Below are 19,811 nucleotides of genomic sequence, written 5' to 3' on the forward strand. Positions count from 1 at the left end.
ACGGGGAACATGGAATAATGGCAAAGACAACCGAGACCCCGACCGTTACCCGTCCCCGCAGGACGACCACATCCACCCGCAGGGCGGCCACGCCCAGGGTGACGCCAGACGCGCCGCTGGATCAGGCCGAACTGGATCAGGCCGTGACCCGTGCGCATGCGGCGCTGGGCAGGCGGCAGGCGGATGACGGGCACTGGGTCTTTGATCTTGAAGCCGATGCCACCATTCCGGCGGAATACGTGCTGCTGGAACATTATCTGAACCGCATCGACCCGGACCTGGAACAGCGGATCGGCATATACCTGCGCCGTATCCAGGGGGACCATGGCGGCTGGCCGCTGTATCAGGACGGTAAGTTCGACCTGTCGGCTTCGGTCAAGGCGTATTTTGCCCTCAAGGCGATTGGCGACAGCGTGCATGCGCCGCACATGGTGCGCGCACGGCAGGCCATCCTTGACCATGGCGGGGCGGAACGGACCAATGTGTTCACCCGCATCCAGCTTGCCCTGTTTGGCGATGTGCCGTGGGAAGCCGCCCCCGTCATGCCGGTCGAGATCATGCTGCTGCCACGCCGGGCGCTGTTTTCGATGTGGAACATGTCGTACTGGTCGCGCACGGTCATAGCACCCCTGCTGGTGCTGGCGGCACTTCGTCCCACCGCAGTCAATCCGCGCCGGGTGCATGTGCACGAACTGTTCGTGACATCGCCCAAAAAGGTACGGGACTGGATTCGTGGGCCATACCGCTCCGTCTGGGGACATGTGTTCCGGTATGCGGATGCGGTGCTGCGGCCTGCTGAACGCCTGATCCCCGAAAAGACCCGCCGTCGGGCCATAAAGGCGGCGGTCGATTTCATTGAACCCCGCCTGAACGGGCTGGACGGGCTTGGGGCCATCTATCCCGCCATGGCCAATACGGTCATGATGTTCCGCGCGCTGGGGATATCGGACGAAGACCCGCGTGCGCAGACCGCGTGGGAGGCCGTAAGGCGCCTGCTGGTCAATCAGGGCAGGGAAACCTATTGCCAGCCCTGCGTCTCCCCCGTCTGGGATACCGGCCTCGCCGGTCATGCCATGATCGAGGCCGCATCCGGCCCCGGCGGCATTGCACCGGAGGAAACGAAGCAGAAGCTGGCAACCGCGGGCAAATGGCTGCGTGAACGCCAGATCCTGAACGTCAGGGGTGACTGGGCCATCAACCGTCCCGATGTCCGGCCCGGCGGGTGGGCATTCCAGTACGCCAACGACTATTACCCCGATGTGGATGACACTGCCGTTGTCGGCATGCTGCTGCACCGCGATGGTGACCCTGCCAATGCGGATGCGGTTGCCCGCGCGCGGGAATGGGTCATCGGCATGCAGAGCAGCAATGGCGGCTGGGGTGCGTTCGATGTTGATAACAGCCGCGACGTGCTCAACCACATTCCCTTTGCCGACCATGGCGCGCTGCTCGACCCGCCCACGGCGGATGTGACGGCGCGCTGCATTTCCTTTCTGGCGCAGTTGCGTCAGGTCCAGGACCATGCCGCGATCGAACGCGGTATCGCCTGTCTGCGCCGGGAGCAGGAAAAGGACGGATCGTGGTTCGGGCGCTGGGGCACCAACTACATCTATGGCACGTGGTCCGTGCTGTGTGCGCTCAATGCCGCCGGGATGCCGCATGACGATCCCATGATCATCCGCGCGGTTGACTGGCTGCGCCGCCACCAGCGCGCCGATGGTGGCTGGGGCGAGGGCTGCGACAGTTACGAAGGCGGGGTGCATGGCGATTATAAACAGAGCCTGCCATCCCAGACCGCATGGGCCGTTCTGGGCCTGATGGCGGCTGGCCTGCGTGATGATCCCGCCGTGGCGCGTGGCATTGCCTGGCTGGGCCGCACGCAGGGAAAAAATGGCGAATGGAAGGAAGAACCGTATAACGCCGTAGGTTTCCCCAGGGTGTTTTACCTGCGGTACCATGGCTACCGTCAGTTCTTCCCGCTGCTGGCCCTGTCACGGTACCGGAACATGCAGATTGGCAATACCGGCCGCGTTGGCTACGGCTTCTGATAACGGGGGAAATGCCTGCAATGTCCAACAGTGTATCTGCCGCCCCATTTTCCCGACTGGGTATTGTGGTGGGGATGGAGGCGGAAGCCGCCCTGATCCGTCCCTTCCTGCCGACGGCCCGTTTCGGGCTGAGTGGGGCGACCCTGTCCGGTGCGCGTCAGGCGGTACTTGACCTGCTGGAAGGCGGGGTGGACGCGCTGCTGTCGTTCGGGCTGGCGGCGGGGCTGGACCCGGCGCTGCAGCCTGGGGCGGTCGTCATGCCGCGTCATGTCGTGGTCAATGGGGAACGTCTGGCCGCGGCCCCCACCCTGCTGGACTGGCTGGGGGCGGACCGGGCGGATGTCATTGATGGCGACCTGCTGCATAGTGACGTGATCGTCACCGCGGCTGCACGCAAGATGGCGCTGTTCCGGCAGACCGGCTGCGTGGCGCTAGATATGGAAAGTGGCGTGGTGGCGGAAATGGCCGCGGCCCGGCAGGTGCCCTTTGCGGTCATGCGCGTGGTGTGCGATCCGGCGGACCGGACCCTGCCGCCTGCCGCGGTTGTGGCGCTGCGGCCCGATGGCAGTCTGGCGGTGGGTGCGCTGGCGCGCAGCATCCTGTGCAACTCGTTCCAGATTCCGGCGCTGATCCGGGTGGGGCGTGATGCGGGGCAGGCGCGCATGGCGGCAAAGGCCGCGCTGGAACGGCGTTTTTCCTGATGGGGCCATGCGCTTATCTGCCGGTGGCACCCATCCCATACGCGGATGTGATATGCGCTGACGTGACAATAGGCTACGCGTGTCTGGTGCGGGGCGCAAAATATTGATCGTAACTAATTGATTTAAAATGAACTTTTAGGGCGGTGCCGCGATAGGATCCTGTCTGGCGGGGACATGGCATGCGGGTCGTTATCTGTGATTGTGCTTCCCTGACTGTTATCTGTGATGCAACCAATTGATTCGCATCAATGTCAGGCACTGCAGATCGGCGTGACATACGACCGGTTGTAAAAAAACAGGGGGAAACAGGCATGACACGCGCTGTGCTGGCACTGAACGCAGGATCATCCAGCCTGAAGTTCGCCCTGTTTGCCATTGAACCGGGGGAAACCGCCGCGTCCCCCAGCCACCGCATTGCGTCGGGGGAACTGGAGGGAATCGGCATCCATCCCCATTTCGTCGCCCAGGATGCGTCGGGGCGGGTGCTGGTTGATGAAAAATGGGCTCCCGTGGCCGAGGGGGCCGGGGATACGGCGCATCACGGCCCCATGGCGACCCTTATGGAATGGGTTGGCAAACAGCTGGGCGACGTTGATCTCATGGCGGTTGGCCACCGTGTGGTGCATGGCGGCCCGGAATTCATCGCCCCCGTGCGGGTGACGCCTGACATACTGGCCCGCCTTGCGGCCCTGACCCCCTTTGCCCCCCTGCACCAGCCCGGTAGCCTTGCCCCCATCCGCGCATTGCTGGCCCAGCATCCCGACCTGCCGCAGGTCGCATGTTTCGATACCGGCTTTCACCATACCATGCCGCAGGTCGCGCAGGCGCAGGCCCTGCCGCGTGATTATGCCGCCCGTGGCGTACGCCGGTACGGGTTCCATGGGCTGTCGTATGAATACATTGCCTCCGTCCTGCGCGTGCGTGCGCCGCATCTGGGGCAGGGGCGCACCATTGTTGCGCATATCGGCAGCGGGGGCAGCCTGTGTGCCCTGCAGGCTGGCCGCAGCATTGACACCACCATGGGGTTTTCGGTGCTGGATGGCCTGGTGATGGGAACACGGTGCGGGCATCTGGACCCCGGCGTGATCCTGTACATGCTCAAGGAAGAAGGGCTGGGCGCGGCGGAGATCGAAAATATCCTCTACCACCGTTCCGGCCTGCTTGGGGTATCGGGGGTTTCGGCCGACATGCGCGACCTGCATGCCCGTGCCGTGATAAGCCCGGAGGTGACGCAGGCGCTTGACCTGTTCGTCTACCGTTTCGCCCAGCAGGCGGGGGCCATGATGGCGGCCCTGCAGGGGCTGGACGGGCTGGTGTTCACCGCGGGGATCGGCGAACATGACGCCCTGATCCGCGCTGCGATCTGCAAGCGGCTGGAATGGGCGGGTGTCCGTCTTGATGCGCAGGCGAATGCCGCGCATCGCGAAATCATAAGCATGCCGGATAGTGCCGTGGAAGTGCGGGTCATCCCCACCGATGAGGAAACAACAATCCGTCGGCATGTGCTGATGTGTCTGTCCTGAATGCAGGCCGGACAGGGATAGAATGTCTCGGAAGGAACGGAAATGAGTGAAACCGCATCCGCAACACCGCTGTCCGCAGCGGATGTCGCGCTGTTCAACAAGTGGTGGCATGCAGCAAACTACCTGTCGATTGCCCAGATCTATCTGCTGGCCAATCCGTTGCTGCGTGAACCGCTGAAGCTGGAACACACCAAGCCGCGCCTGCTGGGCCACTGGGGCACCACGCCGGGGCTGAACTTCCTGTACCTGCACCTCAACCGCATCATTCGTGAACAGGACCGCAGCATCCTGTTCGTCGCGGGGCCGGGCCACGGGGCGCCAGGTGTTGTCGCCAGCACCTATCTGGAAGGCACGTACAGCGAATATTTCCCTGCCGTGACGCAGGATGCGGACGGGCTGGCCAGGCTGGTCAAGCAGTTCTCCTTTCCCGGCGGCATTCCCAGCCATGCAGCGCCGACCACGCCGGGTTCCATCAACGAAGGTGGTGAACTGGGCTATTCGCTGTCGCATTCCTATGGCTCGGTGTTCGACAACCCTGACCTGATCGTGGCCTGCGTGGTGGGTGATGGCGAGTCTGAAACCGGCCCGCTGGCGACATCGTGGCACAGCAACAAGTTTCTGGATCCGAAAACCGATGGCGCGGTCCTGCCGATCCTGCATCTGAACGGCTACAAGATCGCGAATCCGACCGTCCTCGCCCGTATTTCGCCTGAGGAACTGCTGAGCCTGTTCCGTGGTTACGGCTACAATCCCATCGTGGTGGCAGGGGATGACCCGGACACCATGCACCAGAAAATGGCCGTGGCGATGGATACGGCCTTTGCCGCGATATCGAAGATCCAGCAGGCCGCGCGCGAACACAATGACACCACGCGCCCCATGTGGCCGATGATCATCATGCGCACGCCCAAGGGCTGGACCTGTCCCAAGACGGTTGATGGCCTGCGCACGGAAGGCTACTGGCGCGCCCATCAGGTGCCCATTACCGACCTGACCAAGCCCGAGCACCTGAAGCTGCTGGATACGTGGCTGCACAGCTACAAGCCTGAGGAGCTGTTTGACGAAAACGGCACCCTGATGCCGGAAATCGCGGCGCTGGCGCCAAAGGGCGACCGCCGGATGAGCGCAAACCCGCACGCCAATGGCGGCCTGCTGCGCCGTGACCTGCGCCTGCCGGATGTGACGGAATATGCCGTGCCCGTCTCGTCCCCGGGGCATGAACTGGGTGAGGCCACGCGCGTGCTGGGATCGTGGCTGCGCGACGTGATGAAGGAAAACCTGTCGTCACGCAATTTCCGTGTGCTGGCGCCGGACGAGAACAATTCCAACCGCCTGAACGCGGTGCTGGATGTGACCAACCGCGCATGGAATGCCGAGACGTTCGATTACGATGACCATCTGGCGGTTGATGGCCATGTGATGGAAATCCTGAGCGAACACACCTGTCAGGGCTGGCTGGAAGGTTACCTGCTGACGGGTCGCCATGGTTTCCTGTCGTGCTACGAGGCGTTCATCCACATCGTGGATTCGATGGTCAACCAGCATGCCAAATGGATCAAGCAGGCGGATGAGGTATCGTGGCGCGCGCCGATCGCATCGCTGAACTACCTGCTGACATCGCATGTATGGCGTCAGGACCATAACGGGTTCAGCCATCAGGATCCCGGCTTTATCGACCATGTGCTGAACAAGAAGGCCAAGACGGTGCGGGTGTATCTGCCGCCCGATGCCAATACCCTGCTGTGCACGGCGAAGACCTGCCTTGAAAGCCGTGACCGTGTGAACGTGATCGTGGCGGGCAAGCAGCCCGAACCGCAGTGGCTGGACATGGATTCCGCCATCGCGCATTGCGCCAAGGGCATCGGGATCTGGGAATGGGCCAGCAATGACAAGGGTGGTGAACCCGATGTGGTCATGGCCTGCGCCGGTGACGTGCCGACCATGGAAACGCTGGCAGCGGTGCAGTTGCTGAACAAGCATCTGCCAGACCTGAAGATCCGCGTGATCAATGTGGTTGACCTGCTGACCCTGGAATCGAAGTCGCAGCATCCGGACGGTCTGGAGGATTATGTATTCGACAGCCTGTTTACCACCGACAAGCCGGTGATCTTCGCATTCCATGGCTATCCCGCGCTGATTCACAAGCTGATCTACAAGCGGACCAACTGCCGCAACTTCCATGTGCACGGTTATCGTGAGGAAGGATCCACCACCACGCCGTTCGACATGACGGTGCGCAATCACCTTGACCGCTTCCACCTGATGCAGAATGTCATCCGGCGTGTGCCGGGACTGGCGAACAAGGCGGCTTACGCCAATCAGGCCATTGCTGACAAACTGGTCGAACACACGCGTTACGTGGCCCAGTATGGCAAGGACATGCCGGAAATCGAGAACTGGCGCTGGTCATAAGGCGTCGGAACCCAAGGGGTTATTAAAGGGGGGAGCATTTTTGCTTCCCCTTTTTTTTATGTCCGTATCGGGTCTGGTTGTCCTGTCCGCATATGGATGGAATTCAAAGGCTGTTTGAAAAGTCAGATCAGGCAATATCCAGCAATCATAAGAAAGTTTTTGGTGAAGCTTTTTTCAAAAAGCTTCAAAGACCGCCGATTTTTGGAAAATTCGGTAGTAAAAAATTTTGTTTTATCAATTTTTAAAATATATTACTGGTATATTTTTAAATAAATAAAATATTGCAAAATCGAATATTTTTATTTGCATGAGTATAATCAGTTGGGCCAGTCCTCAGGAGCAGGAGCAGGAGCAGGAGCAGGAGCAGGAGCAGGAGCAGGAGCAGGAGCAGGAGCAGGAGCAGGAGCAGGAGCAGGAGCAGGAGCAGGAGCAGGAGCAGGCAGCTGCACGGGCTGCGCCGGGGGTGTTGCTGCGGCAATTGCGGTTGGTGCGGATGGGCTGGATGCCTGCGCCGGGCTTGCGGGCTGCGGGGCGGTTGCGGCCAGGAACTGCGCGAAACTGTCCTGCATTTTCTGCGCCATCGCCGGATCGGACATCTGCACCCCGGGGTTGGATGAATCCACGACAATGACCCTGTCGCCTGCCAGCGCGGTGGAAATGTGGTTGCCCCCCAGCAGCGCGCGTACGGCGCGTGCTTTCTGCGGGTCATCCTGCTGGACGATCAGGTCAAGCTGCCGGTCCAGCAAACCATGACGGTCAATGAAACTGTTGACCCGTGCGGGAATGCGGATGCAGCCTTCGGAATCCGCCCGTCCAAGCCGGGATTCCAGGAACGTGGGGTCGGTTGCGTGCATCTCCAGCCGTACCACGGCCACAGCGCCCTTGCGTCGCCAGTCCTCGGTCGTCTGCCAGCCGAAATCCCATACCCGCATGCCTTTTTCGCCATTGCCACGGATACCATGTTCGTTTTTCGTGCCCTGGGCGCGGTAGCCGTATATCTGTCCGTTATTGATGAATATGCCCGCAGGTGTACGGAAATGTTCCTTGCGTCCCGGCAGTCCCGTGCTGACAGGTACCATGCCCAGTGGCGTCAGCCGGTGCGTTGCGGGTGTGGCCAGAACGATCCACATCAACTGGGCCATGGGTGCGCGGTCCACGATCAGCATGACCTGCTCATCCTGTGGCCATGCGCTGGCATGGTCCAGCATGTCATCTGCCAGTGCCATGGCACGTGCGGTCTGTTTCGGGCGTGTCAGGGCGGATTGCGCGCCCAGTTCCTGCTGCATGTCGTGCTGCAGCATGATCGCGGCATCGGGCAGGGGGGCGGCATGGGCCTGTACGGCAGCATCTGTCATGAACACGGTGATCAGGGGCAGGGTGCATAACCAGATCAGGCGTATGGGGAGCATCATGCAGGCGGCATACCTTGGTCGAAAAAATACAGGCCTGGCCTGTATATCGCATTTGGACATGCCTGCGCAGCGTAGCGGCAGTTCATCCACGGCATATCCTTTCCGCGCATCATACCGGAATCCTGATGGGGCGGCAAAAGGGGCGGGCAGGCAGGTAATGTTGGCCGGATATTAACATTTTTCCTGTCTGGTACCCTTTTTGACGTAACGGATTATCATGCGCATTCTGGTAACCGGCGGATGTGGTTTTATCGGGTCAGCGGTCATACGCCACCTGATCGCACAGACCCGCCACGAGATCCTGAATCTTGACTGCCTGACCTACGCGGCCAGTCCACATGCGGTGGGTGTTGCGGCAGCCAGTGACCGCTATACGTTCAGCCAGGTCAATATCTGCGATACCGTGGCCCTGGGCGTCGTGTTCGCGGCCTTTCGCCCCGATGCGGTGATGCATCTGGCGGCAGAAAGCCACGTTGACCGGTCCATCGACAATGCCGGTGCCTTTGTGCAGACCAACGTGACCGGCACGTTTGCCATGCTGGAGGCCGCCCGCGCGTACTGGCAGGCCCTGCCCGCAACGCGGCGCGCGGCCTTCCGCTTCCATCATATTTCGACCGATGAGGTCTTTGGTGCGCTTGGCCCGCATGATCCCCCCTTTACCGAGGTCACGCCCTATGACCCGCGTAGCCCCTATTCCGCCAGCAAGGCCGCATCCGACCATCTGGTACGGGCATGGTGGCATACCTATGGCCTGCCGACCTTCGTTACGAATACGACCAACAATTACGGAATCTGGCATTTCCCCGAAAAGCTGGTGCCGCTCATGATCATCAATGCGATCGAGGGATGCGAGCTGCCGGTCTATGGTACGGGTGAGAACATCCGCGACTGGCTGTTTGTCAGCGACCATGCCGAGGCCCTGGTCCGCGCGGTGGAACGGGGCCAGCCGGGCGAGACATACGCCATTGGCGCCCGACAGCCGCGCACCAACCTTGAAGTGGTCCATGCCATCTGCCGTATCCTTGACCGGCTGCGTCCCGATCCGGCAGGGCCACATGCACGGCTGATCCGGCACGTGCCTGACAGGCCGGGCCATGATTTCCGTTATGAAATCGACCCTTCCCATGCCGAACAGGCATTGGGGTGGAAGGCACGACATGATTTTGAAACCGGCATGGACATGACCGTTCGCTGGTACCTTGACCATGCCAGATGGTGGCAGGCCATACGGGAACGGCGCTATGACGGGCAACGACTGGGGCAGGTGGCATGACCGGCGCGCCGGGACTGAAGGGGATCGTGCTGGCGGGCGGGTCTGGCACACGGCTGTATCCCATGACGCTGGCGGCCAGCAAACAGCTGTTGCCGGTGTATGACAAACCGATGATCTATTACCCGATCTCGACACTGATGATGGCGGGTATCCGCGACATCATGATCATTGCAACACCGCAGGACATGCCCCGGTTCCAGCGCCTGCTGGGGGATGGGTCATCACTGGGCGTGTCCTTTACCTATCGTATCCAGCCCGCGCCCGAGGGGATCGCGCAGGCCTTCCGGATTGCGGGTGACTGGCTGGCGGATGCACCATGCGCGCTGATACTGGGCGATAACCTGCTTTTTGCCGATCATCTGCCCGCCATGCTGCGGGCCGCGGCACAGCGGACACATGGGGCCACGATCTTCGCCTATCAGGTGCGTGCCCCCGAACGCTACGGCGTGGTGACATTCGATGCGGACGGCAATGCGCTGGATATTCTGGAAAAGCCGGAACACGCACCGTCAAACTGGGCGGTGACAGGGCTTTATTTCTATGACGGGCGCGTGGGAGAACTGGCGGCCGGGCTGCACCCTTCCCCGCGCGGGGAACTGGAGATCACCGATCTCAACCGGATTTACCTTGAGGAAGGCAGCCTGAATGTCGAACGCCTCGGGCGTGGGTGCGCATGGCTGGATGCCGGGCTGCCCGACAGCCTGATGCTGGCGTCCTCGTTCGTGCAGACGGTGCAGTCGCGGCAGGGGATGCTGGTTGGCTCCCCCGAGGAGGCGGCCTTCCGCATGGGGTATATTGACGGAACCCAACTACGTGCCCTGGCCCAGCGCATGATAAAGACCGAACTGGGACGCACCCTTATGGCCATTGCCGGGCGGGCACCCGCGTAAATTGTGGAATCAGAAAGAAGTTTTTGGCGAAGCTTTTTTCAAAAAGCTTCAGGGAACGTCGCCTTTTTAAAAAAAGGCGACACCCAAAAACTTTTATTAATATGCTGTTCTGCATCTTTCGAATGGAATTACTTTCCAAACTTGTAATGCAGTTCATACCCGATCCGGCGTGGCGTCTGTATGTATTGCGCACGGCTGTCCTCATGCACCGTGCCGCCAGGATAGGCGCGTCCATCATGGGAAAAGCAGCCTGATGCGATGAAAACGAGCTATCTTGACGATAGTCGTATCAGTGTTGACGTAAACGCCGGTCGAAACATTCTGCTGTTCAAAATGCTGGGCGCCTATTGTGGGCGGCGTATCGGACGGGTTTGCGCCGGAATGGAAATCGACATCCTGCTGGCACCTGACGATTACAGGCAGTCATGCCAGCCTGGAAACGGGGGAAGTCCCGTCTCCAGAATATACAGGCAATTCAGGATATATAGATACTTCTCCGATAACCGACAGGTATTTCAGAAGTTGTAATGCAGTTCACAGCCGACCCAGCGCGGTGTCTGGATGTACTGGGCACGGTTGTTATCACTTCCGGTAAAGGAATAGGTCGTGCCTTTGTTGTTCTGCAGGTTGTCAACATACACGGCGGCAGTCCATTTGCCTGTCTTGGGGCCAACTTCCATGCGCAGGCCAAGGGAACTGATCTTGCTGGTCTGGGCATTAGGGTCACCCAATGCCGCCCACATGTTGTCTTTCCATGTGTAACTGGCCTGCAGGGTAACGCGATAACGGTCTATATCGATATTGTAGCGTGCAACGCCACTCCACGAAAAGCGGGGGGAAAAGGGTAGCGGGGAGTTGTGCGCGACTGCCGGGTCAAGGGAAAGTCCGTTGATATAGTTGACCGGGCTTTTGACCTGCGCATCAAGATAGGCAAAGGAACCACGGATATCGAGGTTGGGCACCAGGTTATGCAGTGTGGCGGACAGTTCACCACCACGGGTGCGCGCACGCGGGATCGTGCCAAGCGTAAGCGAGTTCTCGGTTGTCGTTATCGGTGCGAAGAACAGGGTCTGACGATTGTGATATTCATAGTCGAACAGGGAGCCTTCCACCTCAATCTTGTTATGCAGGAGGGAAGACTTGATGCCGACTTCATATGCAATCAGGTTTTCCGGCTTGACATAATCAAGCGCCCCGGCCGCCAGCACGGGTGCGGCAAAATATGAACCCGCCTTATAGCCATTTGAAATCGTGCCGTATGCGTAAGTGCCCGGCACAATCTGGTAGCGCAGGCCCACACGCCCGGTAAAGCGATGATAGTCATGGCGCTGGTTGATGCCAGTTAACGCATCGCCTACCTGGGCATTATACGGGGGTAAAAGCCGCGGGCTATTGGCGCCAATTTCCGAATATCTTGACCCCCCGTCAAAACCACGTTCGTCATATGAAAAACGGCCCGATGCAATGAAATCCAGTTTTTTTGTAATATTGGTAACCGTGTTTACATAAATCCCCGTGGACAGGTTCTGCTGGGAAAAGTGGTTGTCCAGGGAGAGCGCGCTGCTGGACTGCATGCGGTCACTGGTGTAGTCGCCATCGATCTTGTCATATGATTCGAAAACGCCAACCGTCAGGTGGAAGATTTTTGCCGGGTTCATACGCAGGTGCATGTCATGCGACTGCGCTATGGCCGTATCATTCCATCTGTAGTCAGCAACATGAACGGCGGAGCCGTCATAGTTGTCGGTATCATCGCGACGATAGAAATCGATCGCTGTCGTGGATGAGAAGTCACCAAAGTCAAACGCCTTGGTATAATTGACGGACAGGCCCCCGCCATTCTCGTTTCGCTGAGGGACGGCGTTGCCCACGCTGACCGCATTGGCTGAAGGGTTCATGCCAGTGTCACCGCCGGAAACCGGCCCGATATCCTGTGGTGAAGTGGAGGTGCCCTTGTCGCGTGTGTAATGGAGGTTCAGCAGCAGGGAAGACGTATCATCAATCGTAAACCTGGTCAGGTTACGAATAGCCAGCAGGTCCTGCGAACCATAGCGCGCGCCCGTTGATATGTCCTTCTGCCAGCCATCGCCCTTGACATAATTGAAGGCAAGACGGTTGGAGATCCGGCTGGTGATGGGTGTATTGATGGCAAAGCGGCCACGGTTGGTATTGTAACTGCTGTAACCCCATTCCGCATAACCACCGAATTTGTCGGATGGTTTTACAGACTGGATATTGATGCTGCCACCGGTGGTGCTGCGGCCCATGTCAAAGCCCTGCGGACCTTTTTCCGTGGCGACGCTTTCGATATCAAGCATCTGGCCGGTGTAGAAGACGGGGAAGGGGGCGAACACGCCATCGAGGTAAATACCAATTCCGCCCATGTTGGTGCCGACATAGTCATCCAGACCAACACCACGGATGGAGAAAATGGGTGCCGAACCAGACACGGCGTTCGTTGCCGTCACACCTGGCGTAAACGCTGCAATATCCTTCGGGCTTTCAAGGTGAAGCGAGCGCAGTTCCTTCCCGCTGATCGTGTTGACCGTACCGGGCGTGGCCAGATAACGCTGCGCATGTGACCGGGTTACTGTTATCTGCTCGGGCGATGCCTTGGGCATCGCCGCACCCTGATGGCGTGGCGTGGAATGGTGTGCGGCGGCATGTTTCGTATCAACCGACTGGGCGCTGGCAGGTGCCGTTGCGGCAACTGCCAGTGGTGATGTCGATGCCAGTAGCAGGCAGGGCAGGGCCGGCAGGCTGACATATGCGGGAACTGCAGCCAGAAGACGGAAGGAATGACGTAAAAAATATAGTTTCATGCCGATATTCCTGTTTCATTCCCGTTAGAACCGATCTCTAGGGCGCAAAAAAACCCGTTTATCTTGCTTTGATTCTTACAATAAGGCGTCTTGTGTATTGGTTTATAAGAAGCCAAATCATACTTTCATTATCTGTAGCCAATGGATCGAAAGCCCAATAATCTGGCGCTTTCAAACGTAAAAATTTTCATAACGCATTGATAATTATAAGAATTTAATTTCACATCATGCGCCGGATGCTGCTGTGCGAAGGGGCGGAAAACGGCTTGGTTTTTTTTTGATGTTGCTTGGCTACAACATCTTGTGAGACGCGAAGACATATCTGGTGTTTAGATCCTGTTATGGTCTGATCCAGTCTGCTGCCGTGATGTGGATGATGACGAGGAACGAAGTGGCTGCTTTCTCGTATCTGGTGGCGATAGCGCACCATTCTATCTATCTATCGTGCGCCGCAGATCATGTTCATGTGGCGGTGTCTTGCCCCGAGGACGAACCGCCTCAATCAGGGGAGGGGCCGGAACGTCCATGTCTCTCATCAGTGAAAGTGTTTGTTCCATTTCCGTCTCTCTACAGGACGGATTTCAGGTCATGACAGACCTTGTCCTGCAAGATGTGAGGCGTGCCCCTCAGTAGGAAATCATCTGGTCAAGGAAATCCCGCGCGCGCTGTGTCTTGGGGGTTGTAAAGAATTCGGCCGGTGGCGTGATTTCCAGGATACGGCCCTTGTCCATGAAGATGATGCGGTCGGCGATATGCCGCGCAAATCCCATTTCATGGGTGACACACAGCGTCGTAATCCCCTGCTGCGCCAGGTCATTCATGATCCCGACCACGCCCGAAATCGCTTCGGGGTCCAGGGCTGCGGTCGGTTCGTCAAACAGCATGACCTCGGGCTGCATGCACAATGCGCGCGCGATCGCCACGCGCTGCTGCTGCCCGCCCGATAGCTGGATGGGGTATTTGTTGGCCTGCTCGGCAATATTGACCTGCTGCAGGAAGCGCATGGCCATTTCCGCCGCATCGGCGCGCGGGGTTTTCTTTACCAGGCGGGGGGCCAGCGTGCAGTTGTCCAGCACGCTCAGATGCGGGAACAGGTTGTAATTCTGGAACACCAGACCAACTGTTGCACGCAGTTGCGTAAGGTCGGTCTGCGCATTGATGATCTTGCCATCAATGCTCAGAATGCCGCTGTCATGGGGTTCGATGCGGTTGAAGCAGCGGATCAGCGTTGACTTGCCTGAACCTGACGGGCCCAGCACGACAATCTTTTCCCCACGCTGCACATCGAAGCTGATCCGGTCGAGTGCTATGAAGTCCTTGTACAGCTTGCTCAGGTTACGCACCGAAATCATGGCCGACGGGTCCGGCATGGTCTTGGGATCAGGATTCATTTGCGGTTGCCTTGTGACGGTCAGCCCATGCAAAGCGTCGTTCAACGCGTTTTTGCAGGAACAGGAAGAAGAAAACCATGGCGAGGTAATAGACCAGTGCGGCGGCGTAATATTCCGTGAATTCGAACGTACGCGCCACCTGGATCTGGGTCACCGCCAGCAGTTCCTGAAGCGAGATGACGGATGCCAGCGACGTGGTTTTCAGCAGGCTTATGAATTCATTGATCGTGGGCGGCAGCGCAATGCGCAGCGCCTGCGGGAAGATGACATGGCGGTACACCTGCCGCCGGGACATGGCCAGCGCGTCGCCCGCCAGTTCCTGCCCCTTGTCCACCGCGCCCAGCGCGGCGCGGTTGATTTCGACCTGATAGGCGGATTCGTTGATCGACAGCGACAGCCATGTGGCCAGGAAGGGGGTAAACCATGCCTCGCGGAAGATCGGCAGGAACTGCGGCAGCGCATTCCATATGAACAGCAGCTGCAGCAGCGTCGGCGCGCCACGGAATACCGATACATATCCCTTCAGCGCCATCTTGAGCAGCGAATCCCGCCCGTTCAGCGCCAGTGCCATCGGGATCGAGATCATGATGGCGGTAAAATGCGACAGGACGGCCACCGCCAGCGTGATGAAGGCACCGCGCATGAAGGCGGTCGATGTCAGCGCGGAAAAGAACGTGTCCCACCGGAACATCGGGGCCGGGGACGTGTTGGCCAGCGCCTTTGCCACATCGGGGGAAATGGCCCATTTTTTCTGGATCGCGGCCATCTGCCCGTTCTGGCCCATGGTGGCGATAGCCTGGTCCAGCAGTTCGCGGTCATGCGCGTTCTTGCGGATATACAGCGCGAAATGCCCGTATTCGGGATAGGGCGGTACAAGGATGACGCTGACCTTCCCGTGCAGCTGTTCCTGCCGGTAGTACAGTTCCACATCCTGGCTGGCGAAGGCGAAAACGCGGCCGATCAGCACCTGCTGCACCACCTGGTCCTCGGTCGGGTACTGCTGGATGATGATGGGCGCGCGACCGGCCTGGACCAGTGTTTCATTTTCCTTTGCCAGCCGTGCGCTGTAGCTGGTGCCCGACTGTACAGCCACTGTCTTGCCCGACAGGTCGGCCATGCTGGATAGGGGCGGGGTACCGGCGCGCGCCACGACCACCAGCGCTGTATCCTGATAGGAGACGGCATCGAAATTCTTCTCGCGCTCCGGCAGCTTGATGATGCCACTGGCCACCATCGAACACCGCTGCGCCGCAAGGCTGGGGAACAGGCCGGTAAAGTCCATGGTCGTGACAACCATGGACACATGCCAGTAATCCGCCAGCCGGTGGGCGATGTCCATGTCGATCCCGTCCACGGCGTTGACGTCGTTACCGTTCACGAATGTCATCGGTGGCAGGGTGGGATTGGTACAGATGGTCAGCGTACCGTCATGGATGAAGCCGGGCAGATCGGGTTCTGCGGCCTGTGCGCTTCCCGCAATGGCCAGCACCCCGGCAAGGGCGGCTGCCAGCACACGGGGGCGGAAGCGGGAAGAACAGCGGCGCATGAACTGCGCCATGGAATGGGTCATACGGTGTGCTCCACGGGGGTATGGGGCAGGTGTCGGGGGTGGAAAACCATCTGTGTGGCGCCCGCGCTAGCAGGCTTCTTCCAGAATGCGGCGGAATATATCGACCATCAGCCCGGTTTCGGGTGAAGGCCGGGCAATGAAGTGGAAACCCGTAACCAGTTGCAGCCCCCCCAGCATGATGCGGCGCAGCAGGCCAGCACGCAGCAGGGGCTGGGCAAAGGGTTCAGGCAGGAAACCAACATAACTGCCCGACAGGATCAGCAGCGCGCGCGAATCAACGTTTTCGGCCGCGGCCGAAAAGGTCAGGCGCGGGCGTATCCCTTCCCACATGGACGACGACGCGGCGCCCGATACCTCGATCATGCGATGCCGGGACAGTATTTCGGGGGTGATCGTATCTTCGGGCATGGTGAACAGTGGATGGCGCATGCCGCAGAACAGGTGCAGTTCCTCCTGGAACAGGGGGATCGCCTCCATGTTGGGCAGGTGGCGCGGGTTCAGCGTGATCCCGGCGGAAGCCTGTCCGTTCAGCACCGCGAATTCCACCTCCCGCGGGGACGCGGAACGGATGTCGAGGAACACCCCCGGATGACGGGTGGTGAAGATTTCAATCGCGCGTACCAGCGCCGTTTCGCCATGGATCTGGATATTGTCGGGTACATACAGGCAGAACCGCCCCGACAGGGTGCCGCTGGCTTCGTTGATGCGCTGCTGGAAGCGTGCGATGTCGGAAAACAGGGTGTTGGTGGCTTCCATCACCATCCGGCCTTCCGCTGTCAGCGCAAACCCGCTGCGCCCGCGCATGCACAGACGCAGGCCAAGCCGGTTTTCCAGCGCCGAGATGTCGATGCTGATGGAAGACTTGCTTTTGCCCAGCGCCACTTCGGCGGCGGCGAAACCGCCATGTTCGGCCACCGTGCGGAACACGCGCAGCAGGCGCAGGTCCACCTCGGCGATCTGGCCGTGAAAACCGGCAGCCTTGCGGTGTGACGCCTTGCGGCGCGAGGGCGCGCTGTTGCCCGGACTTGATGTATGTTCTCGCGTCATGCAGGACCGATCCACCAGGTATCAGACATGGAACATGCCGTGCCGCCATGCTGGCAACCGGAATTATTCCTGTATGGGAACATAGGCGGGCATCTGTCGCTTCTCATTGTCGGAAATGGCCAATTCGTTGACAGGATTATCCATAAACCGCAACGAAGGGCAGGGGGAATGATTATGTGTGGCTGCCGGGTGGAAAAGCGTAAAAATACCGATCCGGGAATGAAAAAACGTCCGGCCAGCGCGCGGTTGCCGCATCCGTGCATGCCTGAGGGTCGCGCACTGGTAACGGAGGTGGGCATTGCATATGTCAAGATTAATGAAAATACAAAGTAAACTATGAACCATTGATATTTGAACGTCCGCACCCCCCGTTATCTTTCGGGAAATACCCTAGTGTATTCAGTTATGTGACAAGGATTAAGGCAATGGTCGCAAACCGCTGGTTTATTGACAGTGAAACCGGGGATCTGGCGGATGTGCTGCTATGTCCCCCTGACTATTATTCCTGGATTCCCAGTAATGATATCGCCATCCAGAGCATGGCCAACGGTGCGAAGATCGACCGTGCCGCGCTGAATGCGCAGTTCCGGGAACTTGTCGCCACGCTGGAAGGTGAGCAGGTCAGCTGCCATTTCCTGACCCCGCACAAGGACATGCCGTACGAGGTGTACACCCGCGACAGTTCCCAGACCACGCCGTTCGGCACTGTCGTCACCAACCTTGCCCGTCCCGAGCGCACGGCGGAAATCACGCCGATCCATGAATTCTATGGCAAGGACGAAATCTGGAAGACCTGCACGAAGGGCCATATCGAAGGCGGTGACATCCACATCATCCGTCCCGGCCTGCTGGCGGTTGGCGTCAGTGGTGGCCGCACGGACGAGGCGGGCGCCGCCGAGTTCATCAGCTGGTTCGAGGAAGCAGGCTGGACCTGCCGCATGATCCGCTTCCCCGAGCATTTCCTGCACCTGGACGTGATCTTCACCATGGTGGCGGAAGACCTGGCCATCGCTGCCGTGGACGTGATCGCCGATGAGGATCTGGACTGGTTCCGCGCACAGGGCATCCGCCTGCTGCCGGTCAGCTACAAGGAAGCCATGCGGGACATGGGCTGCAACGTCCTGTCGCTGGGCCGCGAACGCGTGGTCAGCCCCCATCACTGCACGCGCATCAACCAGATGCTGCGCGCGGAAGGCCTGACGGTGCTGGACCCGGAACTCAACCAGTTCTCGCAGGGTGGCGGCAGCATCCACTGCATGACCATGCCGCTGCGCCGCAAATCCCTGAAAAAGGACTGAACAACCGTGTAAGGGCAGGCATGGCGTGACCGTGCCTGCCCGTGCCATGCGGCATTGCCCGCATGGCCCCGTCGCGCGGTAAGGCATGGCACACCCTGGCGACCTGATGCATCCTTTGTCAATTCCGCATCGTCCGGCGTCATTCAACGGAGAGACAGAGACCCATGGGTATGGAAAACAGCATTTCGATCGATGGTTCGCAGCTATGGTCCGACCTGATGGAAACGGCCCGTTTTGGCGCGACCGCGCGTGGCGGGCTGCATCGTCTGGCGCTTGGCGCGGACGACCTGAAGGTGCGTGAATGGTTTGCCAGTACATGCCGGGCGCTGGGGTGTGAAGTCATCCATGATTCCATGGGCAACCAGTTCGCGCGCCGTCCCGGCACGCAGCCCGGCCTGAAGCCGATCATGATTGGCAGCCATCTGGACACGCAGCCGACCGGTGGCCGTTTTGACGGTATCCTGGGCGTGCTGGGTGGTGTCGCGGTGCTGCGTGCGCTGGAAAATGGCAAGGTCCAGACCCGTCACCCGATCGAGGTCGTCAACTGGACGAATGAGGAAGGCGCGCGCTTTACCCCTCCCATGCTGGCATCCGGTGTATTTGCCGGTGTCTTTACCGAAGAATATGCCCGCAGCCGTCCCGACCGTGACAACATCACCCTGGGTGACGCCCTGACACAGGGCGGGCAGGCAGGTACGCAGCCCTGTGGCGAGCATCCCGCCGCCGCGTATTTTGAACTGCATATCGAACAGGGTCCCGTGCTGGAGGCCGAAGAAAAGACGATCGGCGTGGTGCAGGGCATCCAGGGCATGCGCTGGTACGAAGTGCGCGTCATGGGGCGTGATTCCCACGCGGGCACAACCCCCATGACCATGCGCGCTGATGCCATGTGGGCCGCTGCCCGCATGATCGATGCGGTGCATGGCGTGGCGATGTCCCATAAGGACGGCCTGGGCACGGTCGGTATTGTCGACTGCCAGCCCGCCAGCAGCAATGTCATTCCCGGCAATGTCATGTTTACCGTTGACCTGCGCAATCCGTCCGACACGGTTCTGGAGGCGATGGAGCAGGATTTCCGCGCCCGGATCGCGGCCCTGGCCGAGGATTGCGGGGTTGAAGCCGTAGTGTCGCCGGTATGGAATTCAGCCGCCGTGCATTTTGATCCCACCTGCATCGCCTGCGTGCGGGAGGCGGCGGAGGAGGAACGCTATTCCATGCGCGATATCGTCTCCGGCGCCGGGCATGACGCCGCCTACATGGCGCAGGTGGCGCCGACAGCCATGGTGTTCGTCCCCTGCCTGAATGGTATCAGCCATAATGAGGCCGAAAGCGCCGAGCCGACGGATGCAACGGCGGGCGCCAATGTCCTGCTGCATGCCGTAATGCTGGCCGATACGCGGATTGACGCGGCATAGGATTCAAGG

Annotated in this window: 14 protein-coding genes; 9 read left to right on the forward strand and 5 right to left on the reverse strand. The window is 59.8% G+C overall.

Going from position 1 to position 19,811, the window contains the following annotated elements:
* The first annotated feature begins 17 nt into the window (after window positions 1-17).
* The 4 genes from shc to AC1RQ9_RS06080 all read left to right on the forward strand — a co-directional run bounded on the left by shc (window position 18) and on the right by AC1RQ9_RS06080 (window position 6,684).
* The gene (shc, locus tag AC1RQ9_RS06065; protein ID WP_485986006.1) at window positions 18-2,048 is read left to right on the forward strand and encodes a squalene--hopene cyclase; all 2,031 of its coding nucleotides are present in this window, start codon (window positions 18-20) and stop codon (window positions 2,046-2,048) included.
* A gap of 20 nt (window positions 2,049-2,068) precedes the next feature.
* Entirely contained in the window at window positions 2,069-2,749 is a 681-nt protein-coding gene (locus AC1RQ9_RS06070) for a phosphorylase family protein (RefSeq protein WP_485986008.1), read from the forward strand.
* A 311-nt stretch (window positions 2,750-3,060) separates the two neighbouring features.
* The gene (locus AC1RQ9_RS06075; RefSeq protein ID WP_485986009.1) at window positions 3,061-4,272 is read left to right on the forward strand and encodes an acetate/propionate family kinase; all 1,212 of its coding nucleotides are present in this window, start codon (window positions 3,061-3,063) and stop codon (window positions 4,270-4,272) included.
* Between the two features lie 42 nt (window positions 4,273-4,314).
* Window positions 4,315-6,684 (forward strand): phosphoketolase family protein, encoded by a 2,370-nt coding sequence (locus AC1RQ9_RS06080; RefSeq protein ID WP_485986010.1) that lies wholly within the window; start codon window positions 4,315-4,317, stop codon window positions 6,682-6,684.
* 317 nt (window positions 6,685-7,001) lie between these two features.
* On the opposite strand, the gene AC1RQ9_RS06085 is transcribed toward AC1RQ9_RS06080, so the two are convergent.
* Window positions 7,002-8,096 (reverse strand): L,D-transpeptidase, encoded by a 1,095-nt coding sequence (locus tag AC1RQ9_RS06085; protein ID WP_485986011.1) that lies wholly within the window; start codon window positions 8,094-8,096, stop codon window positions 7,002-7,004.
* Window positions 8,097-8,313: 217 nt separating this feature from the next.
* On the opposite strand from AC1RQ9_RS06085, the gene rfbB reads away from it, so the two are divergent.
* Window positions 8,314-9,369: a dTDP-glucose 4,6-dehydratase gene (rfbB, locus tag AC1RQ9_RS06090; RefSeq protein WP_485986012.1), complete on the forward strand. Its 1,056-nt coding sequence runs from the start codon at window positions 8,314-8,316 to the stop codon at window positions 9,367-9,369.
* A complete protein-coding gene (gene rfbA, locus AC1RQ9_RS06095; RefSeq protein WP_485986013.1) occupies window positions 9,366-10,259 on the forward strand; it encodes a glucose-1-phosphate thymidylyltransferase RfbA in 894 nt (297 codons plus the stop codon). Before rfbB ends, rfbA begins: the two co-directional genes overlap by 4 nt.
* A 515-nt stretch (window positions 10,260-10,774) precedes the next feature.
* On the opposite strand, the gene AC1RQ9_RS06100 is transcribed toward rfbA, so the two are convergent.
* From AC1RQ9_RS06100 to AC1RQ9_RS06115, 4 genes are all read right to left on the reverse strand, one after another.
* Complete coding sequence (locus AC1RQ9_RS06100) at window positions 10,775-13,081, reverse strand: TonB-dependent receptor (RefSeq protein ID WP_485986014.1); 2,307 nt, start codon at window positions 13,079-13,081, stop codon at window positions 10,775-10,777.
* 626 nt (window positions 13,082-13,707) lie between these two features.
* Window positions 13,708-14,472, reverse strand: coding sequence for an amino acid ABC transporter ATP-binding protein (locus tag AC1RQ9_RS06105; RefSeq protein ID WP_275944690.1), 765 nt, complete (start codon window positions 14,470-14,472; stop codon window positions 13,708-13,710).
* Window positions 14,462-16,042, reverse strand: coding sequence for an ABC transporter substrate-binding protein/permease (locus AC1RQ9_RS06110; RefSeq protein ID WP_193733043.1), 1,581 nt, complete (start codon window positions 16,040-16,042; stop codon window positions 14,462-14,464). Before AC1RQ9_RS06110 ends, AC1RQ9_RS06105 begins: the two co-directional genes overlap by 11 nt.
* Window positions 16,043-16,108: 66 nt before the next feature.
* Complete coding sequence (locus AC1RQ9_RS06115) at window positions 16,109-17,089, reverse strand: LysR family transcriptional regulator (RefSeq protein ID WP_485986015.1); 981 nt, start codon at window positions 17,087-17,089, stop codon at window positions 16,109-16,111.
* Between the two features lie 27 nt (window positions 17,090-17,116).
* Here AC1RQ9_RS06115 and AC1RQ9_RS06120 point away from each other — a divergent pair, with 27 nt between their 5' ends.
* The 3 genes from AC1RQ9_RS06120 (at window position 17,117) to AC1RQ9_RS06130 (ending at window position 19,802) form a co-directional block, all read left to right on the forward strand.
* Window positions 17,117-17,422 carry a hypothetical protein gene (locus AC1RQ9_RS06120; protein WP_193733041.1) on the forward strand — a complete coding sequence of 102 codons (306 nt, stop codon included), beginning with the start codon at window positions 17,117-17,119 and terminating at the stop codon, window positions 17,420-17,422.
* Between the two features lie 92 nt (window positions 17,423-17,514).
* Window positions 17,515-18,387: a dimethylarginine dimethylaminohydrolase family protein gene (locus AC1RQ9_RS06125; protein ID WP_193733040.1), complete on the forward strand. Its 873-nt coding sequence runs from the start codon at window positions 17,515-17,517 to the stop codon at window positions 18,385-18,387.
* 164 nt (window positions 18,388-18,551) lie between these two features.
* Window positions 18,552-19,802, forward strand: a complete 1,251-nt coding sequence (locus tag AC1RQ9_RS06130; RefSeq protein ID WP_193733039.1) for a M20 family metallo-hydrolase — start codon at window positions 18,552-18,554, stop codon at window positions 19,800-19,802.
* Window positions 19,803-19,811 lie beyond the last annotated feature (9 nt).

This window comes from Komagataeibacter ossonobensis, from assembly GCF_057359305.1.

What these genes read in the sequence shown, in the direction of transcription:
- AC1RQ9_RS06080 (WP_485986010.1), top strand. Translation starts at nt 4,315, where the DNA reads ATGAGTGAAACCGCATCCGCAACACCGCTGTCCGCAGCGGATGTCGCG.
- AC1RQ9_RS06120 (WP_193733041.1), top strand. Translation starts at nt 17,117, where the DNA reads ATGGAACATGCCGTGCCGCCATGCTGGCAACCGGAATTATTCCTGTAT.
- rfbB (WP_485986012.1), top strand. Translation starts at nt 8,314, where the DNA reads ATGCGCATTCTGGTAACCGGCGGATGTGGTTTTATCGGGTCAGCGGTC.
- AC1RQ9_RS06100 (WP_485986014.1), bottom strand. Translation starts at nt 13,081, where the DNA reads ATGAAACTATATTTTTTACGTCATTCCTTCCGTCTTCTGGCTGCAGTT.
- AC1RQ9_RS06075 (WP_485986009.1), top strand. Translation starts at nt 3,061, where the DNA reads ATGACACGCGCTGTGCTGGCACTGAACGCAGGATCATCCAGCCTGAAG.
- AC1RQ9_RS06130 (WP_193733039.1), top strand. Translation starts at nt 18,552, where the DNA reads ATGGGTATGGAAAACAGCATTTCGATCGATGGTTCGCAGCTATGGTCC.
- AC1RQ9_RS06085 (WP_485986011.1), bottom strand. Translation starts at nt 8,096, where the DNA reads ATGATGCTCCCCATACGCCTGATCTGGTTATGCACCCTGCCCCTGATC.
- AC1RQ9_RS06105 (WP_275944690.1), bottom strand. Translation starts at nt 14,472, where the DNA reads ATGAATCCTGATCCCAAGACCATGCCGGACCCGTCGGCCATGATTTCG.
- AC1RQ9_RS06125 (WP_193733040.1), top strand. Translation starts at nt 17,515, where the DNA reads ATGGTCGCAAACCGCTGGTTTATTGACAGTGAAACCGGGGATCTGGCG.
- rfbA (WP_485986013.1), top strand. Translation starts at nt 9,366, where the DNA reads ATGACCGGCGCGCCGGGACTGAAGGGGATCGTGCTGGCGGGCGGGTCT.
- shc (WP_485986006.1), top strand. Translation starts at nt 18, where the DNA reads ATGGCAAAGACAACCGAGACCCCGACCGTTACCCGTCCCCGCAGGACG.
- AC1RQ9_RS06070 (WP_485986008.1), top strand. Translation starts at nt 2,069, where the DNA reads ATGTCCAACAGTGTATCTGCCGCCCCATTTTCCCGACTGGGTATTGTG.
- AC1RQ9_RS06110 (WP_193733043.1), bottom strand. Translation starts at nt 16,042, where the DNA reads ATGACCCATTCCATGGCGCAGTTCATGCGCCGCTGTTCTTCCCGCTTC.
- AC1RQ9_RS06115 (WP_485986015.1), bottom strand. Translation starts at nt 17,089, where the DNA reads ATGACGCGAGAACATACATCAAGTCCGGGCAACAGCGCGCCCTCGCGC.